Source organism: Motilimonas thetidivivens (genome assembly GCF_046452435.1).
Taxonomy (GTDB): Bacteria; Pseudomonadota; Gammaproteobacteria; order Enterobacterales; family CBDFNC01; genus Motilimonas.
The window spans coordinates 253912-271805 of record NZ_JBKFDK010000001.1; the positions used below are offsets into that span (position 1 = coordinate 253912).

General features: G+C 44.5%; 14 protein-coding genes and 10 tRNA genes. 20 read left to right on the forward strand and 4 right to left on the reverse strand.

Going from position 1 to position 17894, the window contains the following annotated elements:
• Position 1 precedes the first annotated feature (1 nt).
• From lolA to serS, 4 genes are read left to right on the forward strand one after another with little or no spacing between them, the layout of a single operon-like run.
• Complete coding sequence (gene lolA / locus ACK8OT_RS01230) at positions 2-622, forward strand: outer membrane lipoprotein periplasmic chaperone LolA (RefSeq protein ID WP_410194690.1); 621 nt, start codon at positions 2-4, stop codon at positions 620-622.
• A complete protein-coding gene (locus tag ACK8OT_RS01235) occupies positions 622-1950 on the forward strand; it encodes a replication-associated recombination protein A (protein WP_410194691.1) in 1329 nt (442 codons plus the stop codon). Before lolA ends, ACK8OT_RS01235 begins: the two co-directional genes overlap by 1 nt.
• On the forward strand, positions 1943-2326 hold the full coding sequence (gene crcB / locus ACK8OT_RS01240; RefSeq protein WP_410194692.1) for a fluoride efflux transporter CrcB: 384 nt from the start codon (positions 1943-1945) through the stop codon (positions 2324-2326). Before ACK8OT_RS01235 ends, crcB begins: the two co-directional genes overlap by 8 nt.
• A gap of 19 nt (positions 2327-2345) precedes the next feature.
• Positions 2346-3632, forward strand: coding sequence for a serine--tRNA ligase (gene serS, locus ACK8OT_RS01245; RefSeq protein WP_410194693.1), 1287 nt, complete (start codon positions 2346-2348; stop codon positions 3630-3632).
• 69 nt (positions 3633-3701) lie between these two features.
• On the opposite strand, the gene ACK8OT_RS01250 is transcribed toward serS, so the two are convergent.
• The 4 genes from ACK8OT_RS01250 to ACK8OT_RS01265 form a co-directional block, all read right to left on the reverse strand.
• Positions 3702-5357, reverse strand: a complete 1656-nt coding sequence (locus ACK8OT_RS01250; protein WP_410194694.1) for a mechanosensitive ion channel family protein — start codon at positions 5355-5357, stop codon at positions 3702-3704.
• Between the two features lie 36 nt (positions 5358-5393).
• Positions 5394-5723 (reverse strand): TusE/DsrC/DsvC family sulfur relay protein, encoded by a 330-nt coding sequence (locus tag ACK8OT_RS01255; protein ID WP_410194695.1) that lies wholly within the window; start codon positions 5721-5723, stop codon positions 5394-5396.
• 9 nt (positions 5724-5732) lie between these two features.
• Entirely contained in the window at positions 5733-7934 is a 2202-nt protein-coding gene (yccS, locus tag ACK8OT_RS01260; protein ID WP_410194696.1) for a YccS family putative transporter, read from the reverse strand.
• Between the two features lie 98 nt (positions 7935-8032).
• The gene (locus ACK8OT_RS01265) at positions 8033-8689 is read right to left on the reverse strand and encodes a Bax inhibitor-1/YccA family protein (RefSeq protein WP_410194697.1); all 657 of its coding nucleotides are present in this window, start codon (positions 8687-8689) and stop codon (positions 8033-8035) included.
• A 417-nt stretch (positions 8690-9106) separates the two neighbouring features.
• Here ACK8OT_RS01265 and ACK8OT_RS01270 point away from each other — a divergent pair.
• The 16 genes from ACK8OT_RS01270 to htpG all read left to right on the forward strand — a co-directional run bounded on the left by ACK8OT_RS01270 (position 9107) and on the right by htpG (position 17761).
• A tRNA-Ser gene (locus ACK8OT_RS01270) sits at positions 9107-9197 on the forward strand.
• A 219-nt stretch (positions 9198-9416) separates the two neighbouring features.
• Positions 9417-10061, forward strand: coding sequence for a UvrY/SirA/GacA family response regulator transcription factor (gene uvrY / locus ACK8OT_RS01275; protein ID WP_410194698.1), 645 nt, complete (start codon positions 9417-9419; stop codon positions 10059-10061).
• Positions 10062-10125: 64 nt separating this feature from the next.
• Entirely contained in the window at positions 10126-11958 is a 1833-nt protein-coding gene (uvrC, locus tag ACK8OT_RS01280) for an excinuclease ABC subunit UvrC (protein ID WP_410194699.1), read from the forward strand.
• Positions 11959-11994: 36 nt separating this feature from the next.
• Complete coding sequence (gene pgsA / locus ACK8OT_RS01285) at positions 11995-12537, forward strand: CDP-diacylglycerol--glycerol-3-phosphate 3-phosphatidyltransferase (RefSeq protein ID WP_410194700.1); 543 nt, start codon at positions 11995-11997, stop codon at positions 12535-12537.
• Between the two features lie 315 nt (positions 12538-12852).
• Positions 12853-12928, forward strand: a tRNA-Gly gene (locus tag ACK8OT_RS01290).
• 11 nt (positions 12929-12939) lie between these two features.
• Positions 12940-13026 (forward strand) — tRNA-Leu (locus ACK8OT_RS01295).
• A gap of 71 nt (positions 13027-13097) precedes the next feature.
• Positions 13098-13173 (forward strand) — tRNA-Gly (locus ACK8OT_RS01300).
• A 25-nt stretch (positions 13174-13198) separates the two neighbouring features.
• Positions 13199-13272, forward strand: a tRNA-Cys gene (locus tag ACK8OT_RS01305).
• A 10-nt stretch (positions 13273-13282) separates the two neighbouring features.
• A tRNA-Leu gene (locus ACK8OT_RS01310) sits at positions 13283-13369 on the forward strand.
• A 222-nt stretch (positions 13370-13591) separates the two neighbouring features.
• Positions 13592-13667: transfer RNA gene (locus ACK8OT_RS01315), tRNA-Gly, on the forward strand.
• Between the two features lie 25 nt (positions 13668-13692).
• Positions 13693-13766 (forward strand) — tRNA-Cys (locus ACK8OT_RS01320).
• Positions 13767-13776: 10 nt separating this feature from the next.
• A tRNA-Leu gene (locus ACK8OT_RS01325) sits at positions 13777-13863 on the forward strand.
• A gap of 147 nt (positions 13864-14010) precedes the next feature.
• Positions 14011-14086, forward strand: a tRNA-Gly gene (locus tag ACK8OT_RS01330).
• A 96-nt stretch (positions 14087-14182) separates the two neighbouring features.
• Positions 14183-15112, forward strand: coding sequence for an autotransporter domain-containing protein (locus ACK8OT_RS01335; RefSeq protein ID WP_410194701.1), 930 nt, complete (start codon positions 14183-14185; stop codon positions 15110-15112).
• A 28-nt stretch (positions 15113-15140) separates the two neighbouring features.
• The gene (recR, locus tag ACK8OT_RS01340; RefSeq protein ID WP_410194702.1) at positions 15141-15743 is read left to right on the forward strand and encodes a recombination mediator RecR; all 603 of its coding nucleotides are present in this window, start codon (positions 15141-15143) and stop codon (positions 15741-15743) included.
• Positions 15744-15850: 107 nt separating this feature from the next.
• The gene (gene htpG, locus ACK8OT_RS01345; RefSeq protein WP_410194703.1) at positions 15851-17761 is read left to right on the forward strand and encodes a molecular chaperone HtpG; all 1911 of its coding nucleotides are present in this window, start codon (positions 15851-15853) and stop codon (positions 17759-17761) included.
• The last annotated feature ends 133 nt before the right edge of the window (positions 17762-17894 follow it).

Below are 17894 nucleotides of genomic sequence, written 5' to 3' on the forward strand. Positions count from 1 at the left end.
GATGAATAAAATTTCCCAACTTGTTGTTTCAGGTATTGCGTCTTTGGCGTTATTTTCAGGAGCCAGCTGGGCCGATGCGGCAACTGAGTTACAGGTTAAATTACAAAAAGTAGCTAAGTTTTCGGCCAGCTTTTCACAGCAAGTGTTAGATGTTGATGGCACCGTTATCCAACAAGCCAGTGGCGATATGACGCTGGCTCAACCGGATCAATTTCGTTGGCAAGTAAAACAGCCCGATGAAGAGCTGGTGGTATCAAACGGCAGTACGGTATGGATTTACAGTCCTTTTGTCGAACAGGTCACCCTATTAGATCAAGCCGAAGCGGTGGCGGGAACGCCATTTCTGCTGCTGGCATCAACCGACGCCAAGGTATGGCAACAATATGATGTATCTCAAGCTGAAGGCAGTTATCTAGTCAAACCCAAAGATCAAGAAGCCAGTATTGCTGAGTTTAGTCTGAACTTTGATGACAAAGACCAATTAGTCGGATTTCGAATTAAAGAGCGCCAAGGCCAAAGTAGTGAGTTTACATTAAGCAATCTTAACTTGGCTCCCACCGTGACTGAGTCGGATTTTGAGTTTGTTATTCCAGCGGGTGTAGAGGTCGACGACCAGCGCTAATGGATAACCTCAGCCTTGATTTTTCGCCTGATTTTCGTCCTTTGGCCGCGCGCATGCGGCCAACAAATCTTGCTGAATATGTGGGTCAGCAACATATCATTGGCCCAGATCAGCCACTGCGTAAAGCCTTAGAAGCCGGTTTTTGCCATTCGATGATTTTATGGGGGCCACCGGGCACAGGTAAAACCACCTTAGCTGAGTTAGCCGCTAAATATTGTGATGCCAAGGTTGAACGGCTATCGGCAGTGACCTCTGGGGTTAAAGATATTCGCGCTGCTATTGAGCGCGCCCAGCAAAATGCGCAACAAGGCCAACGCACCTTGCTTTTTGTTGATGAAGTTCATCGTTTTAATAAGAGCCAGCAAGACGGCTTTTTGCCCTTTATTGAAGATGGCACCATTATCTTCATTGGTGCCACCACCGAAAATCCTTCGTTTGAGCTCAATAACGCCTTATTGTCACGGACGCGTGTTTATGTGTTAAAGCCTTTAGAAGCTAAAGATTTACAAAGCTTGATTGAGCGCGCCATCAATACTGGGTTTGCTCAAACTAAGGTTAAACTTGCGCCAGATGTGAGCAACAACATAATTCAACTTGCGGCAGGGGATGCACGTAAAGTACTTAATTTTATTGAGTTAATGGTTGATCTTGCAACAGAGCAAGAGGATCACAAGTTACTTACCAGTGAATTACTAGCCGCTGTTGCGGGTCGCAGTGTCAGCAGTATCGATAAGCAGGGGGATATCTTTTATGATCTGATTTCTGCCCTGCATAAATCGATTCGTGGCTCAGCACCCGATGCCGCGCTTTATTGGTATGCCCGTATGTTAACCGCCGGCTGTGATCCGCTATACATAGCGCGCCGCTGCTTGGCCATCGCCTCAGAAGATGTTGGCAATGCCGACCCCCGTGCCATGCAAGTGGCGATAGCCGCTTGGGATTGTTTTAGTCGGGTCGGGCCTGCAGAAGGCGAACGTGCCATTGCCCAAGCCATTGTCTATCTTGCTTGTGCGCCTAAAAGTAATGCGGTGTACACCGCCTTTAAAGCGGCGTTACGCGATGCTAAAGAGCATGGTGATGCCAGTGTGCCGCTGCATTTACGTAACGCTCCCACTAGCTTATTGGCTGAGCTTGGCCATGGCGCTCAGTATCGTTATGCTCATGATGAGCCTAATGCATATGCCGCAGGTGAAAACTATTTCCCAACCGAATTAGCTAACCAACGCTACTATTTTCCAACCGAGCGAGGTTTGGAAAAACAGATTTCACAAAAACTTAATTGGCTACGCAGTCAAGACCAACAAAGTGAACAACAACGCTATGACTAATCTCACTACGCTGATTTTTGTTGCATGTGGCGGTGCCACGGGTGCCTGCATGCGATTTCTTATTAGTAATTGGGCGCTTTCTGCTTTTGGAAAGGGCTTTCCTTTTGGTACACTCATGGTCAATGTGATTGGCTCACTGATCATGGGGATAATGTTTGCACTACTGGAGCAAAATATCATCAGCTCTAGTTTTTGGAAGCCATTAATAAGCGTGGGCTTTTTAGGTGCTTTGACCACGTTCTCAACGTTTTCGATGGACAGTTTATTGCTGATCCAACAAGGTGAGTTAATTAAAGCCGTATTCAATGTGGCCTGTAATGTTGTGATTTGTATCTTCGCAGCATGGCTAGGCACCCAGTTAATATTTAAAAGTTAAAATACATTAAAGGTTAAGCATGTTAGATCCGAAATATTTGCGTGGTGATTTAAACGAGGTTGCCGCGCGACTAGCCACCCGTGGCTATGAACTTGATGTGGAAAAAATTACTGAGCTGGAAAATCAACGTAAAGAAATCCAAGTTCGCACTGAGAATCTACAAGCTGAGCGTAACAGTCGATCTAAATCCATTGGTGAAGCGGCCAAGCGCGGTGAAGACATTGCGCCGCTGCGTGCCGAAATGGCGCAATTAGGTGAAGACTTAGATGCGGCGAAAGAGCAGCTAAACGTGCTGATGGCCGAGTTAAATAACTTGGCTTTAAGTATTCCTAACTTACCCGATGCGTCTGCGCCAATTGGTAAAGATGAAAACGAAAACGTGGAAATCCGTCGTTGGGGTGAGCCAAAGGCTTACGATTTTGAAGTGAAAGATCACGTTGATTTAGGTGAGGCATTAGGCGGACTAGATTTTCCTGCAGCGGTTAAAATCACGGGCTCACGTTTTATTGTGATGCAAGGTCAGATTGCCCGTATGCACCGTGCACTAGCGCAATTTATGCTTGATTTACATACCAATGAGCATGGTTACACAGAAATGTACGTGCCTTACTTGGTCAATGCAGACAGCTTGTACGGTACTGGCCAACTGCCAAAATTTGGTGGTGACTTGTTCCATACTCAACCAGCGACAGAAGAAGGCCAAGGCTTGTCTTTGATCCCAACCGCTGAAGTGCCATTAACAAACCTGTCTCGTGACACCATCTATGCCGAGTCTGATCTGCCGATCAAGATGACCGCGCATACACCTTGTTTTAGAAGTGAAGCGGGCTCTTATGGCCGTGATACCCGTGGCCTTATTCGTCAGCATCAATTTGATAAAGTCGAAATGGTGCAACTGGTTCATCCAGAGCAAAGTGATGCGGCTCTTGAAGAATTAACAGGCCATGCAGAAGCAGTGTTACAAAAATTAGGCTTACCTTATCGCGTAATGGCTCTGTGTACCGGTGATATGGGCTTTGGTGCGGCTAAAACCTTTGATTTAGAAGTATGGTTACCTGCGCAAAATACGTATCGCGAGATTTCTTCTTGTTCAAATGTGCGTGATTTCCAAGCCCGACGTTTACAAGCGCGTTTTCGTGCTGAGGGCGCTAAAAAGCCTGAGTTGATCCACACATTAAATGGCTCTGGTTTAGCGGTAGGACGTACCTTAGTGGCGGTATTAGAAAACTACCAACTAGCCGATGGCCGTATTCAAGTACCTGAAGCGTTAGTCCCGTATATGGGTGGTTTAACGCATTTAGGTTAAGCTAATTCATACCGTAAAATAAAAAGCAGCGTTAATCGCTGCTTTTTTTATCATCATTTTTTCAGGGGCTTAGCCTACATCAGCCTCTTTCTGAGCTTGATTGTGTTGATATATGTGTACATCTCGCTGCGGGAAGGGAATTGAAATACCTTCTTCGTCAAAGCGCAGTTTCACCGCGCGTGTTACATCCCAATAAACGTCCCAGTAATCCGCATTTTTTACCCAAGGGCGCACGGCAAAATCAACCGATGATTCACCCAATGCATGAACCTTAATCATATACTTATGCTCTTCATCGGTCAGAATAGCGGGGTGACTATCCAAAATTTCTTTTAACACTTGTTCCGTTTTTTTAATGTCATCGCCGTAACCAATTCCGAAAATCATATCCACGCGACGAAACTCTTCCCCGGAAATATTGTTGATGGTATCTCCCCAAATCTTATTATTGGGAATAATGAGGCGCTGATGATCTATGGTCTTGATAGTGGTAGAAACTAAGCTCATATGACTGACTTTGCCTCGAACCCCACCTGCTACTTCAACAAAGTCACCCACATCAAAGGGGCGATAAATTAAGATCATCATGCCGGATGCGAAGTTTGATAAGGTATCTTGCAAAGCTAAACCGATAACAATCCCCGCGACCCCAAAGCCGGCTAACAGTGGCCCCAGATCAATACCCAATTGAGAAATCGCGATCAACAGGCCTAAGATAATCACAACTTTGCCAGATAGGTTAACAAAGAACTCCTGCATTAAAATGCTGAAATTCATGTTGGAATGGCTGACGCTGCGCTTAATTGCACGCTTGACTAGACGAGCAACACTGCGCGTTATGAACATGATGATGATGAACAGCAAAATGCGCATAATCAAGGTTGGGGTATGCGTTATAGCCCAATCCTTAAAGTTACCTAGCCATTCATTGGCTAGTCCAGAAACAACGCTCAAATCTAACACATCGACGGTAATCGCCCCGGTTAGGCTGAAAATGAGCTTTTTGTACTCGGTGGTTTCAAGTTGATAACGATCCATCACAGAGACGGTGTTTTCCAAACTGGTGACCAGTGATTTACTGCTTTCTTCTAGCTGTGCTATTTCTTGATTAAGTACGCTTTTTTCTTGTTCTGATGCCAATGCTAATTTGCTTTTGGCGTCCGTAAAACGCTTGTTGAAAAAGCGCAGCATATTGGCGAGTAAATCGGCTCTTTGGGTAAGCGACTGCTTGAATTCTTCTAGTTGCGCCTCGGTATTGATGTTTAATTTGTTGGCGAAATTTAAGGTATCAGCATAAGCAAGGATGTAGATATCAACAATGGCCATGTTTTCGTAGGCCATTTCATACTGCTTTGTCATCTCCTCGCCCGTTGTTTGCTCAGCTTTAGCCATTAAGCGATTCACTTCATCCTCGCTGATTTTACGGGCTTTGACTAGAAAACGGATCTGGGTGTTCACTAACTCAACCAGAGCGGGGGGGATATCCCCTTGCTGTTGTTGTACTAATAAAGTCAACTGTTGCTGAAACTGCTTGCCCTTGCGTTGGAGAACATCTTCGAAATAAAGTCGCTCTTGCCCCTGACTTGAGGCAACCGCTTTTTGATCTTCAATTAAGGTTTGTTGCAGTGAGGTGAGTGTGGCGATGGGGTCAACTTCTGGCTCACTGTGTACCAAGGAAGCCGAAAAAACCAACATGAGCGTGATAAACAAGCGCAGAACAAGCATAACTAGCCTCAATAAATACAGAACAGTCTTATTAGGTTACAAGCATTTAGCAGGTTTTGGCAAACCGGCGATTTTGGTTGCTTGCTTAGCAGGGCCTTGTGAAAACAATTTGAAGAGGTAGCGGCTGTTGCCTTTTTCTGGCCCAAACTTATTGGCCATGGCCTTTACTAGCGCTCGCACCGCTGGTGAGGTGTTGTATTCAAGGTAAAACTCGCGCACAAACAGCACCACTTCCCAATGGGCTGGTGTAAGAGTGATGTTTTCTTGCTCAGCGATGATCTCGGCTAGCTCAGGCGTCCATTGGCTAAGGTCGAGTAAGTAGCCTTGCTTGTCGGCTAAAATGGTTTGATTATTTAGTGTGTACATTTGTCGGGCCTATTTTACCTTGCCAATATGGCACGCCAGCGCTTGAATATCCGTGGCAGTATTTGCAATCAACTGCAACTGCTGCACGATAGCAAGCTGCTCAGGCGTTAATTCAGTGATTTTTAGTGGCGGTAATTGTGCCTCGATTTCGGTATTTTCACAATCGGGTGTGGTAATACTTTGTAACGCCTTGTTTAAGGCTTTGCGGGTGAGCGCCAAAATCGGTGCCAAATCGGGGCGTGTTTCTAGCTCACTAAACTGTGAACGGTGCGCGGCTAAAGCAGAAATATAAGCTAATAGCGCGTTATTACGATTGGTTAAGGCGTAACTTTCTTTGACTAACTTGCGCTTAGAGCCGGGATCTATCAACATATTTTGCCATGCACTGGCCAAATTGATATCGGCAATATGAGCTTCACGTCTAGCTACTCGGTAGGGCAAAGACTCTTGCTTGCCGTCACGGTACTGCTCTATGACGTGTTCGAAGTAATTTAAGTTAGCTTCTAGCGACAAAGCCAATAATTTGGGGATCCGCTTATATTGCCATTCTGGCAAGATAAAACTGACCGTCAGTACGGCTAAAAAGCAGCCTAAGAGGGTTTCTTGGATCCTTGGCACAACCACTTCTAGCCCAGTGCCTGAGAGCAGGTTGAACACCATCATCACAAACAAGGTAATAAAGGTAACTGCAACGCTGTAATTGGTCTTCAAATAGGTGAAGAAGAAAAAGGCAGATAAGGCCAAAACAAAGAACTGACCATACAGACTCGGTAACCAGTATAGCAGTGGAAACCCTATCGCTACCCCCACCAAGGTGCCTACCACTCTTTGTACTAAGCGCTTACGGGTTTCACTAAAACTGGGCTGACAAACGAATAAACAGGTCAGTAATACCCAGTAGCCCTTATCTAAAGTTAAATATTGTAATAAGCCATAGCCGATAACAAAGCAAAGGCTCATTCGCACGGCATGACGAAACACCACAGAGCGGCTTTTTATATGATGAGTAAGGCGATCCCAAGCCTTGATTTTGGGCTCAGTGGCGAGAATGGTGTCCTCGGTTAAGCGGCTGCCAGTATGACTTATTTCACTCGCTTCAATTAATAATTGATGGATACCCGATAAGTTCTTCAATACAAAAGAGAGCGGGGTAAACAAAGATTTATCAAAATGATGCTGGCTATCTTGATAGGCAAGCTGGTCGTGTAAGGCTTTGACAGTCCAACGCAGTGAAGTGGGTAAATCGAACGCTTTACGCATTTGAATTGCTTTACCAAGTTGCTGGCTGGCCTGCGAAAGTTGCGTGATCAGTTGGTGAAAACCTTGAGTGAGCTCGGTATCGGCAAAGGCATTTTCTAATTGGCTATATTGGTAGTGCGTTGCCGTGATCCTTTCATGGATTTGTTGCGCGATAAGATAATACTGTAACAATAAGTCGAGGCGCTCTTTTTTTCCGGAGCCATGCAGACGGTTGTTTAGTGTGTCTTTGCAGGTGTTTAAACTATTCACCACGCTGATATTTTGGATCACTAAATTTTGTCTAACGGCTAACCAATCCGCTTGTTGATTACCAAAAAAACGCGCTTTTTCTTGTTGATAACGGCCTAAGTTGAAATAGAGCTGAGCCAGTTGTTCATGTAAGGAGCGGTAAGGGGAGATCAACGCCCAAACAAGAGAAAATAAGCCAAACCAAAGCGCTCCGGCTGTCAGTAATAAAGGCTGCACATAAAAGGGTTGCTCTGGCTGAAATCCAATCATGGTATAGATGGCTAGCAGCAAGGCTCCAAAAGCAATTTGTCCATAACGTTGACCAAAGCAACCCAACATCACAAACATAAAGGTGGAGCTGGCTAGGCCAAGCGCAAATAGCCATGGGGTTTGATAAAGTAGCTCTACCGAGAATGACGCAACTAAAAAGCAGATTAGCGTGATGGTTAAACTTTTGAGCTTATTGCTGTTGGCATCATCGGTTTCCGCAATTGCACAAGCAACAACGCCTAAGGCTAAGGTTAACGATAACTCGGTTTGCTGCCAAAGTAAGGCCGGAACTAAGGTAAAACAGATAGCGCATAGGACACGCGTACCTGCATGAAAATAAGTGTGCGTAATTAAGGTGCGAAACTGCTCATGAAGTAAAGATAGTAATGCTTGCATGGAATAGGAAATAGTCAACAGGAGGTTATTTAAGCTGTCAGCAGTGTAATCCATCATAAAAACAAAAGCCCCTACAATCAGGGGCTTTTTAACGTTTTAATGATTTAGATTAAATCCAGCTTTAAAGTTAGCCACAATAACTCTTAGGCTATAGATTAATCATCGCCACCTATGCCCAAAATGCTTAGTAAGCTAACAAAAATGTTGTAGATAGACACATACAAGGTCACGGTTGCCGAGATGTAGTTTGTTTCGCCGCCACGAATAATGTTTTGTGTGGTTAACATGATCACGGCCGATGAGAACAAGATAAACATACAGCTAAGCGCTAACGACAGTGCAGGCATTTGCAAGAAGATATTTGCAATCATGGCCACAATTAGTACCACAAAACCTGTGACTATCATGCCGTTAAGAAAAGACAGATCGCGCTTTGTGGTTAGTGCATATGCCGAAGTGGCAAAGAAAGCAAGGGCGGTACCACCTAAGGCAGTTAATACGGTTTCACCCGCACCGGCTGCTAAGAACATGCCAATCATAGGGGCAAGGGTATAACCCATAAAGCCAGTAAATAGAAAAACAAACACTAGACCTAAGCTAGAGTTACGGTTTTTCTCAGTTAAAAACATCAGACCGTAGGCGCCGATCAGAAACACGGCCCAATGAACAGGCGGTGCCATGAAGGCGACTGAAAGGGCAGTAACAATCGCTGAGAAAGCCAGCGTCATGCCCAGTAAAAAATAAGTGTTACGTAATACTTTGTTGGTTTCACTGACATGTTCAACCGACTGAGTGTGACTAAATTGGTTCATTGCTGAATCCTCTTCGTTTGGTTTCAAAATACCTTTGCATCATATCAGTTAGGCTCACATTCATGCTTAAGCGTTTGAGCTTGCGTGTTATGTGACACAGATTATACGCATAACAAGGCGGTATCGATCTGTTTTTCATCCTATCTATATGTAGTTATATAACGTCTTTTTCAAGTTTAAGGCGTTAACTATTATTCGACTAGGTTAACACAGTTTTCTTTATAAAGTGTATGACTAAACTGGTCGCCTAAACCTGAGCTCAACAGGTTATGAGAAAGGTTATACATAAACTGAGCAAAAAAGTCATCTAAAGATGAATTATTGCCAAGGTAAGACAGTTTTTAGTAAAAACACGTAAAAAATTGGGGATTGGAGTTGCAAATGACGACGCAATTCCTTTAATATGCGCCCCACTGCGGAGGGGTGGCAGAGTGGCCGAATGCACCGGTCTTGAAAACCGGCGAGGGTTAATAGCTCTCCGAGAGTTCAAATCTCTCCTCCTCCGCCATCTCCTGCATCAAGTTTCCAGCACTTCTTCGATAATAAACTCAATTACAACAATGCCTTACTATATATTTTTAGTAAATTCTTTGCGTTGTGTAGCAAAAATATAATTATATTTCATATCTGCAGCATTAATGTTTTTTAATTGGGCTAGTTTAGTTATTATCGGGAAAAGTCTAGGTCAATTCCGACCTTGGCGATCAGTTTTTGCGGAGTAACTCTCTTGATTAACGTATTTCTTGTTGATGACCATGAGTTGGTAAGGACAGGGATCCGACGTATTCTTGAAGACATTCGTGGTATCAAAGTAGTGGGTGAAGCCCAAAGTGGTGAAGCTGCGGTGCAATGGTGTCGGGATAATAATCCAGATGTAATTCTCATGGATATGAATATGCCGGGCATAGGTGGTTTGGAAGCCACGCGTAAAATCTTAAGGTACAATCCTGACGTTAAAATTGTGGTGTTAACCGTGCATACGGAAAACCCATTCCCAACTAAAGTTATGCAAGCAGGGGCGGCAGGTTATCTAACAAAAGGCGCAGCGCCTGATGAAGTACTCAATGCCATTCGTGTTGTTAATGCAGGTCAGCGCTATTTATCACCGGAAATTGCCCAACAAATGGCCTTGTCGCATTTTACGCCTGATGAAGAAAACCCATTTAAGAATTTGTCAGAGCGCGAGTTGCAGATCATGTTAATGATCACCAAAGGGCAAAAAGTTAACGAAATATCAGAGCAATTAAGTTTGAGCCCTAAAACCGTTAACAGTTACCGTTATCGCCTTTTCAGCAAACTTGATATCAGCGGAGATGTTGAGCTTACCCATTTGGCGATCCGCCATGGTATGCTGGATGCGGATACTTTATAACAGCGATAGCGGATCATCGTCTAAACAGGTGCCAACTGGCACCTTTTTTGTTTTTGTTTGATTTATGAACCAAGAATTTGACCCTAAAGCCTTTTTAAAAACCGTGACGACTGAGCCTGGTGTTTATCGCATGTATGATAGCCAGCAAACGGTGATCTATGTTGGCAAAGCTAAAAACTTGAAAAATCGGCTAACGAGCTATTTTCGCGGCCAGCTAGATAATGAAAAGACGCGGGTTCTAGTCAAACACATCGCTGCCATCGACGTTACCGTGACGCATACCGAAACCGAAGCATTGATCCTTGAGCACAATTACATCAAGAAATACATGCCAAGGTACAACGTGTTATTGCGCGATGATAAATCCTATCCCTATATCAAGATCTCAGATCATAAGCACCCGCGTATTAGTGTTCATCGTGGTAGCAATAAGGGTAAAGGCCAGTTTTTTGGACCTTACCCCAGCGGTGGGGCTGTGCGAGAAAGCCTACACTTGATGCAAAAGCTATTTCCGGTGCGCCAATGTGAAGATAGCTATTACAAGAATCGCTCTCGTCCCTGTTTACAATATCAGCTTAAGCGTTGTCTCGGTCCGTGTACAAATATGGTGACGGATGATGAGTATCAGCAGCAGGTAGAGCTTGCCACGTTATTTTTGCAGGGTAAAAGTCAAACTGTCATCGGTCAAATGGTTGAAAAAATGCAACAGGCCAGTGATCAATTGCAGTTTGAGCAAGCCGCACGTTATCGCGACCAGATCCAAGCCTTGCGTAAGGTATCTGAACAGCAAAGTGTGACAGGGGCAGGGGAAGAGCTCGATGCTATCGGTTTTGCATATCAGAATGGTTTAGCCTGTGTGCATGTTTTGTTTATACGCCAGGGTCAAGTGCTTGGCAGCCGAAGTTATTTCCCTAAAGTTCCTAATGCAAGTTCGCCCGACGAAGTGTTTAGTGCTTTTGTCAGTCAATTCTATTTCTCTGGGGCAAATGGCCGCATTGTACCTAAGCAAATATTGATCAGCCACGCCTTTGAAGGACAGCAGGCTTTAAGTGAGGCTCTCTCCCAATATGCATCCTATAAGGTGACGTTAACGGAGAAAGTAAGAAGTGATCGCGCTGGTTTTCTACGCTTAGCTTGCACTAATGCCCAGTCGGCATTAACCACACAGCTCAGCCATAAAAGCACCATGCAACAAAGATTTTATTTGTTGCAAGAAGCCCTTGATTTTGAACAGCCGATTAAGCGGATGGAGTGTTTCGATATTTCCCATACCATGGGAGAAAAAACAGTGGCTTCGTGTGTGGTGTTTGATCGAGACGGACCGCAAAAATCCCAGTATCGTCTATTTAATATTACTGGCATTACTGGTGGTGATGACTACGCTGCAATGAAGCAAGCCTTGACCCGACGCTTTAAAGAGCGTCAAGACGCAGACAAAACACCTGATATTGTGTTTATTGACGGTGGCTTGGGGCAACTTGCTCAAGCCGAGGCTGTGTTAGAACAACTCAGTGAGAATTTTGCTGACAAGATGCCCATTCTTGTCGGTATTGCCAAAGGGGTGACACGTAAACCCGGTTTAGAAACCTTGATCATGGGGCAAAGCCATGAAGAGCTTGATATGCCAGCGGATTCACCTGCCTTGCATTTGATCCAGCATATTCGTGATGAATCACATCGCTTTGCTATTGCAGGTCACCGATACCGTCGAGATAAGGCGAGAAAGCAAAGCACCTTAGAATCAATAGCAGGAGTGGGACCTAAGCGTCGCCAAGCACTTTTGACTTATCTAGGTGGTCTGCAAGAGGTTAAAAATGCATCGGTTGATGATCTTGCTCGTGTCCCGGGCATAAGTCATGAGCTTGCACAAAAAATCTATGATACATTGCACCATTAATTGACCAAGCATGCGCTAACTTACGTTGTAACAATAATGATTAATATTCCCAATATCTTAACGGCATTTCGAGTTTTCTTGATCCCTGTTTTTGTCATTTGCTATTACTTGCCGATCGATCACGCTGCGTTTTGGGCCGCTTTCTTTTTTTGTTTGGCTGCTGTGACCGATTATTTTGATGGTTACTTAGCAAGAAAGCTGAAACAACAAACACCTTTTGGTGCTTTCCTTGACCCGGTGGCAGACAAGGTGATGGTCGCGGTTGCGCTGGTTGTCATTGTTGAACACTACAACTCACTTTGGGTGACTATCCCTGCAATGACCATGATAGGTCGAGAAATCATTATCTCGGCATTGAGAGAGTGGATGGCTGAATTGGGTAAACGCGCTAATGTGGCCGTGTCGTCTTTGGGTAAGTGGAAGACAACTGCTCAGATGCTTGCGCTCGTGGCGCTAATTTGGCAGCAAGCGCCTTGGATGGAATATCTTGGTTTTGGATTGTTGTATGTTGCTACCGCACTTACATTTTGGTCAATGTTCAATTATTTATCAGCGGCGTGGAGTGATTTACGCGCCTAAACAAGCTAGTTTGATTATTTAGTATTCGCTTTGCGCAATTTATAGGCGAGCAATCAAAAACTTTAAAAAAGTCTGTTGACTGACACGTATTATTCATTAGAATGCGCAGCACATTCAGCGACAGCGATGCAATACATTAGCTTGTCTGGTTGAAAAGAATTAAATGCTAACTAGCTCGACCACGTCGTAATAGATACGACCCTAGCTTTGAGCTGGTAAGTTAAAGAGTAAAAAGTGAAGCGGCACTAACTCAGCTGCGTTATAAAAGACGCGACCTTATTTGAGAGTTAGTTAGGCTAAAGAGTTAAAAGTGAAGCGGTACTAGCTCAGCTGGTAGAGCGCGACCTTGCCAAGGTCGAGGTCACGAGTTCGAACCTCGTGTACCGCTCCAAACATTGTGTCGCCCGGGTGGTGAAATTGGTAGACACAAGGGATTTAAAATCCCTCGCTGGTAACAGCGTGCCGGTTCAAGTCCGGCCCCGGGCACCATTACTAACTCACTGCAGCAAAAATGACTGCGATGTAGTTATGTGTTAGTAAGCAAAAGAGTAAAGAATGAAGCGGTACTAGCTCAGCTGGTAGAGCGCGACCTTGCCAAGGTCGAGGTCACGAGTTCGAACCTCGTGTACCGCTCCAATTTAAAAGATTCTCATAAGAGAATGGCGGAATGGCAGAGTGGCCATGCAGCTGATTGCAAATCAGTCCACCTCGGTTCGACTCCGGGTTCCGCCTCCATTTTCGTGTCGCCCGGGTGGTGAAATTGGTAGACACAAGGGATTTAAAATCCCTCGCTGGTAACAGCGTGCCGGTTCAAGTCCGGCCCCGGGCACCATTACTAACCCACTGCAGCAAAATGACTGCGATGCACTTATGAGTTAGTAAGAAAAAGAGTTAAAAATGAAGCGACACTAGCTCAGCTGCGTTATATAAGACGCGACCTTATTTGAGAGTTAGTTAGGCTAAAGAGTAAAAAGTGAAGCGGTACTAGCTCAGCTGCGTTATAAGAGACGCGACCTTATTTGAGAGTTAGTCAGGCTAAAGAGTTAAAAATGAAGCGGTACTAGCTCAGCTGGTAGAGCGCGACCTTGCCAAGGTCGAGGTCACGAGTTCGAACCTCGTGTACCGCTCCAATTTAAAAGAATCTCGTAAGAGAATGGCGGAATGGCAGAGTGGCCATGCAGCTGATTGCAAATCAGTCCACCTCGGTTCGACTCCGGGTTCCGCCTCCATTTTTGTGTCGCCCGGGTGGTGAAATTGGTAGACACAAGGGATTTAAAATCCCTCGCTGGTAACAGCGTGCCGGTTCAAGTCCGGCCCCGGGCACCATTACTAACTCACTGCAGCAAAAATGACTGCGATGTACTTATAAGTTAGTAAGTAAAAGAGTTAAAAATGAAGCGGTACTAGCTCAGCTGCGTTATAAGAGACGCGACCTTATTTGAGAGTTAGTTACGCTAAAGAGTTAAAAGTGAAGCGGTACTAGCTCAGCTGGTAGAGCGCGACCTTGCCAAGGTCGAGGTCACGAGTTCGAACCTCGTGTACCGCTCCAAATTAAGAAGCCTGACATAATGTCAGGTTTTTTTTTGTCTGAGAAAAAGTAAAATCAACGGATAAACTATCTAATTAACATTGGCGCTATCAACAGATGATGAAAATATTGCTTGCTTTACTCTTGTTTAATTTAACGTTAAAGAGTCAAGCCGCTACCAAAGATGCAGAAAAGTTGATGGCTAAGAAAGCAAATGCAGCCCTTGCATTAATGTCTTTTAGTATTATACCCGATGTCACAACCAGTAATTTAAGCATCAAGAATAACAGCAATGATGATGCTTCTCTAAAGCTCACTCAGCTCGGCGGTGGCGCAACCATATCGGATTCTGTACCGATTTATCTTGAAGGTAACTTTGCCTACAGTCGTTTCGATCCAACTTTTGTGCTGACTGACGGGGAACACACACAATCGATTCCCTTAAAGTGGAACAGTGTTTCGGTTAGTGGTGGCATAGGTTGGGATTTTGAAATTGCCCAAGATTGGGTTATCAGGCCGATAGCCAATATTGCATTAGGTCGTGTGGTCAGTGATTTGCGTCTTGCGCAGTGGTATATCAATGAGAAATTCGACCTCGACCTCTCATTTATTGATGGTGGGCGCTTAAATGCGTTTGGCTACGGTGGTGCTTTGATGTTGGATTATGAGCATGCCTCGCCTAAACATGATCTTGATTTCGAGCTTAGATATAGTTACATCCGCCTTGAAAGCTTTGGCTCTACGTCAGCTGCGGTCAAAGGGAAAGCAAATGCGGAAAACGTATCACTTTATTTACGTCGCCGCGTGCCCACAGGCTATGAGTTGCTGCAACGTCCAGTGCGCTATGTGCTGGAAGGGGCTCATACCCAATACCTAGGTGAGCAACGCGGCCAGTTAGGCTTTGACTATATGAGTTCAACAGGCGTAGGGATAGAATTAGACTCGAGTGCTTACGATGTCTTTGTAACGCGAACTCGGTTGGTGCTGCGGTATATGTTTGGCCAAAATAGCAATGGCTATTCGTTTGGTTTAGCAATGAGCTTTTAACAATGTGCTTTAAACAATGGAGTTTTAAATGAGTTTTAGCCCGATATTGGATGATTTAATTAAAAGCTTACAATGCTTGCCCGGTGTGGGGCCTAAGTCGGCTCAGCGCATGGCTTTTTACTTACTGGATAAAAATCGCACCGGAGCTAGCAAACTAAGCTCGGCGATTGATAACGCTATTAGCCAAATAGGTCATTGCCAAAGCTGTCGCACATTTACCGAAGATGAAATTTGTCGGTTATGTGCAAACCCTAAGCGTCATCAAAGCGGGCAGCTATGTGTGGTCGAAAGTCCGGCAGACTTATTAGCCATTGAACAAACCGCTCAGTTTTCTGGGACGTATTTTGTTTTGATGGGGCACTTGTCGCCGTTAGATGGTATTGGCCCAGCTGATATTGGCTTAGATATATTAGCGCAGCGATTAGCACAAGACGGGATCCAAGAGCTGATATTAGCAACTAACCCTACCGTTGAAGGGGAAGCGACTGCGTACTACATTGCTGAGCTAGCCAAAGATCATGATATTCAGGTAAGTCGCATTGCCCATGGCGTTCCAGTGGGCGGAGAACTTGAGTTGGTAGACGGTACCACCTTATCCCATTCGTTTGCAGGGCGAGTGGCGTTAAAGTAATCATTTCATAATTAAACAGGGAAAAATTTTGCTTTTTCCCTTGAAACCCCTCCTTGCCAGCCCCACTGTAATTGCTAGTGTTAAACCCTATGAATAAGAGACGTAAGATGACAGACGCCGTTCATACAGAAACTCATGGCTTTCAAGCCGAAGTAAAACAATTATTACAGTTAATGATTCACTCTTTGTACAGTAACAAAGAAATCTTCCTACGTGAGTTGGTATCTAATGCTGCGGATGCTTCCGATAAGCTTCGCTTTAAGGCATTGTCTGATGCTTCACTCTATGAAAACGATGGTGACTTAAAAGTACGCCTAAGTTATGACAAAGATGCTAAGACTATCACTATCGCCGATAACGGGATCGGGATGACACGTGATGAAGTGATCGAGCATCTAGGTACGATTGCTAAATCAGGCACTAAAGAATTTTTTAACCAATTATCGGGTGATCAAGCGCGAGATTCGCAATTAATTGGTCAATTTGGTGTGGGTTTTTACTCTGCTTTTATCGTAGCGGATAAGGTAACCGTCAATACCCGTGCAGCCGGTGTTGCGCCTGAGCAAGGGGTACAATGGCAATCAGCGGGTGAGGGTGACTACACAGTCGCTGACATCACCAAGGCAGATCGTGGTACTGAAATTATTTTACATTTACGAGAAGGTGAAGAAGATCTGCTTAACGATTGGCAACTACGTCAAATTGTTAGTAAATATTCTGATCACATCAGCATTCCAGTGGAAATGTACAAGGCTGAAGTACCTGAGTCAGAAGGGCCAGATGGCGAAAAAATTCCTGCTGTACCCGGTAAGTGGGAAGCCGTAAACAAAGCCACAGCGCTATGGACACGTAGCAAATCGGATATTTCAGATGAAGAATACTGCGAGTTCTACAAGCATATTTCTCACGATTTTGAAGATCCGCTAAAATGGTCGCATAACCGCGTAGAAGGTGAGCAAGAATACACCAGCTTACTTTACATCCCAGCACGCGCGCCGTTTGATTTGTGGAATCGTGAAAAACAGCACGGCTTAAAACTGTACGTTCAGCGTGTCTTTATCATGGATGATGCTGATCAGTTTATGCCAACATACCTACGCTTTGTAAAAGGCGTATTAGATTCAAACGATTTACCACTCAACGTATCTCGTGAAATCCTGCAAGACACCAAAGTAACGGCTAAGTTGCGTAATGCCTGTAGCAAACGCGTACTGTCTATGCTTGAAAAGCTGGCCAAAGACGAAGACAAATACCAAGGTTTCTGGAATGAATTTGGTCAGGTACTAAAAGAAGGTCCAGCCGAAGACTTTAGCAACAAAGAAAAAGTCGCTAAGTTACTTCGCTTTGCTTCAACTCATACCGACGAAGCGACGCAGAATGTTTCTTTTGACGCTTATATCGAGCGGATGAAAGAAGGTCAAGAGAAAATCTATTACATCACAGCGGACAGCTTTAATGCGGCGAAGAATTCTCCTCACCTTGAGATTTTCCGCAAAAAAGGCATTGAAGTGTTCTTGATGTATGATCGCATTGATGAGTGGTTACTCAGTCATCTTAGCGAGTTCGATGGCAAGCAGCTGGTTTCGGTTACCAAAGGCGATTTAGACTTAGGCGACTTGGAAGATGCTGAGACCAAAGAGCAAAAAGAAAAACAAGAAACCGAGTTCGCGAGTTTTCTTGAGCGTGCCAAAACGGCATTAGGCGATAAAGTGGCCGATGTTAAATTAACCCACCGTCTAACTGACACGCCATCTTGTATTGTTGCCGGTGCCCATGATATGAGCACACAAATGATCAAGCTTATGCAGTCGGTAGGTCAGACTGTGCCGGAGCAAAAGCCTATTTTTGAATTGAACCCAGATCACAACATGGTTAAGCATGTGGCTGATATTCAAGATGAAGATACCTTTACCCAGTGGTTGAATCTGTTATTAGATCAAGCCGTACTGTCGGAGAAGGGAAGCCTAGACGATCCTTCAGAGTTTGTTCGTCGCATCAATGAGTTATTGATGAAATAGCGCTACCTTCTAAGTTGATAAAGGGGGCTTAGGCCCCCTTTTTTTATCCGAAAAACATTAATGTTAATTCTGTTACTATGGTGATGAAAAAGTATGAGGTGCGCCAATAAAATAAGATTTTTCATCCCGTTAA

Excerpts from the sequence above, each read along its gene's own strand:
- ACK8OT_RS01235 (WP_410194691.1), top strand. The coding sequence starts at position 622 with ATGGATAACCTCAGCCTTGATTTTTCGCCTGATTTTCGTCCTTTGGCC.
- htpG (WP_410194703.1), top strand. The coding sequence starts at position 15,851 with ATGACAGACGCCGTTCATACAGAAACTCATGGCTTTCAAGCCGAAGTA.
- ACK8OT_RS01265 (WP_410194697.1), bottom strand. The coding sequence starts at position 8,689 with ATGAACCAATTTAGTCACACTCAGTCGGTTGAACATGTCAGTGAAACC.
- yccS (WP_410194696.1), bottom strand. The coding sequence starts at position 7,934 with ATGATGGATTACACTGCTGACAGCTTAAATAACCTCCTGTTGACTATT.
- ACK8OT_RS01335 (WP_410194701.1), top strand. The coding sequence starts at position 14,183 with ATGATGAAAATATTGCTTGCTTTACTCTTGTTTAATTTAACGTTAAAG.
- ACK8OT_RS01255 (WP_410194695.1), bottom strand. The coding sequence starts at position 5,723 with ATGTACACACTAAATAATCAAACCATTTTAGCCGACAAGCAAGGCTAC.
- ACK8OT_RS01250 (WP_410194694.1), bottom strand. The coding sequence starts at position 5,357 with ATGCTTGTTCTGCGCTTGTTTATCACGCTCATGTTGGTTTTTTCGGCT.
- lolA (WP_410194690.1), top strand. The coding sequence starts at position 2 with ATGAATAAAATTTCCCAACTTGTTGTTTCAGGTATTGCGTCTTTGGCG.
- recR (WP_410194702.1), top strand. The coding sequence starts at position 15,141 with ATGAGTTTTAGCCCGATATTGGATGATTTAATTAAAAGCTTACAATGC.
- pgsA (WP_410194700.1), top strand. The coding sequence starts at position 11,995 with ATGATTAATATTCCCAATATCTTAACGGCATTTCGAGTTTTCTTGATC.
- serS (WP_410194693.1), top strand. The coding sequence starts at position 2,346 with ATGTTAGATCCGAAATATTTGCGTGGTGATTTAAACGAGGTTGCCGCG.
- crcB (WP_410194692.1), top strand. The coding sequence starts at position 1,943 with ATGACTAATCTCACTACGCTGATTTTTGTTGCATGTGGCGGTGCCACG.
- uvrC (WP_410194699.1), top strand. The coding sequence starts at position 10,126 with ATGAACCAAGAATTTGACCCTAAAGCCTTTTTAAAAACCGTGACGACT.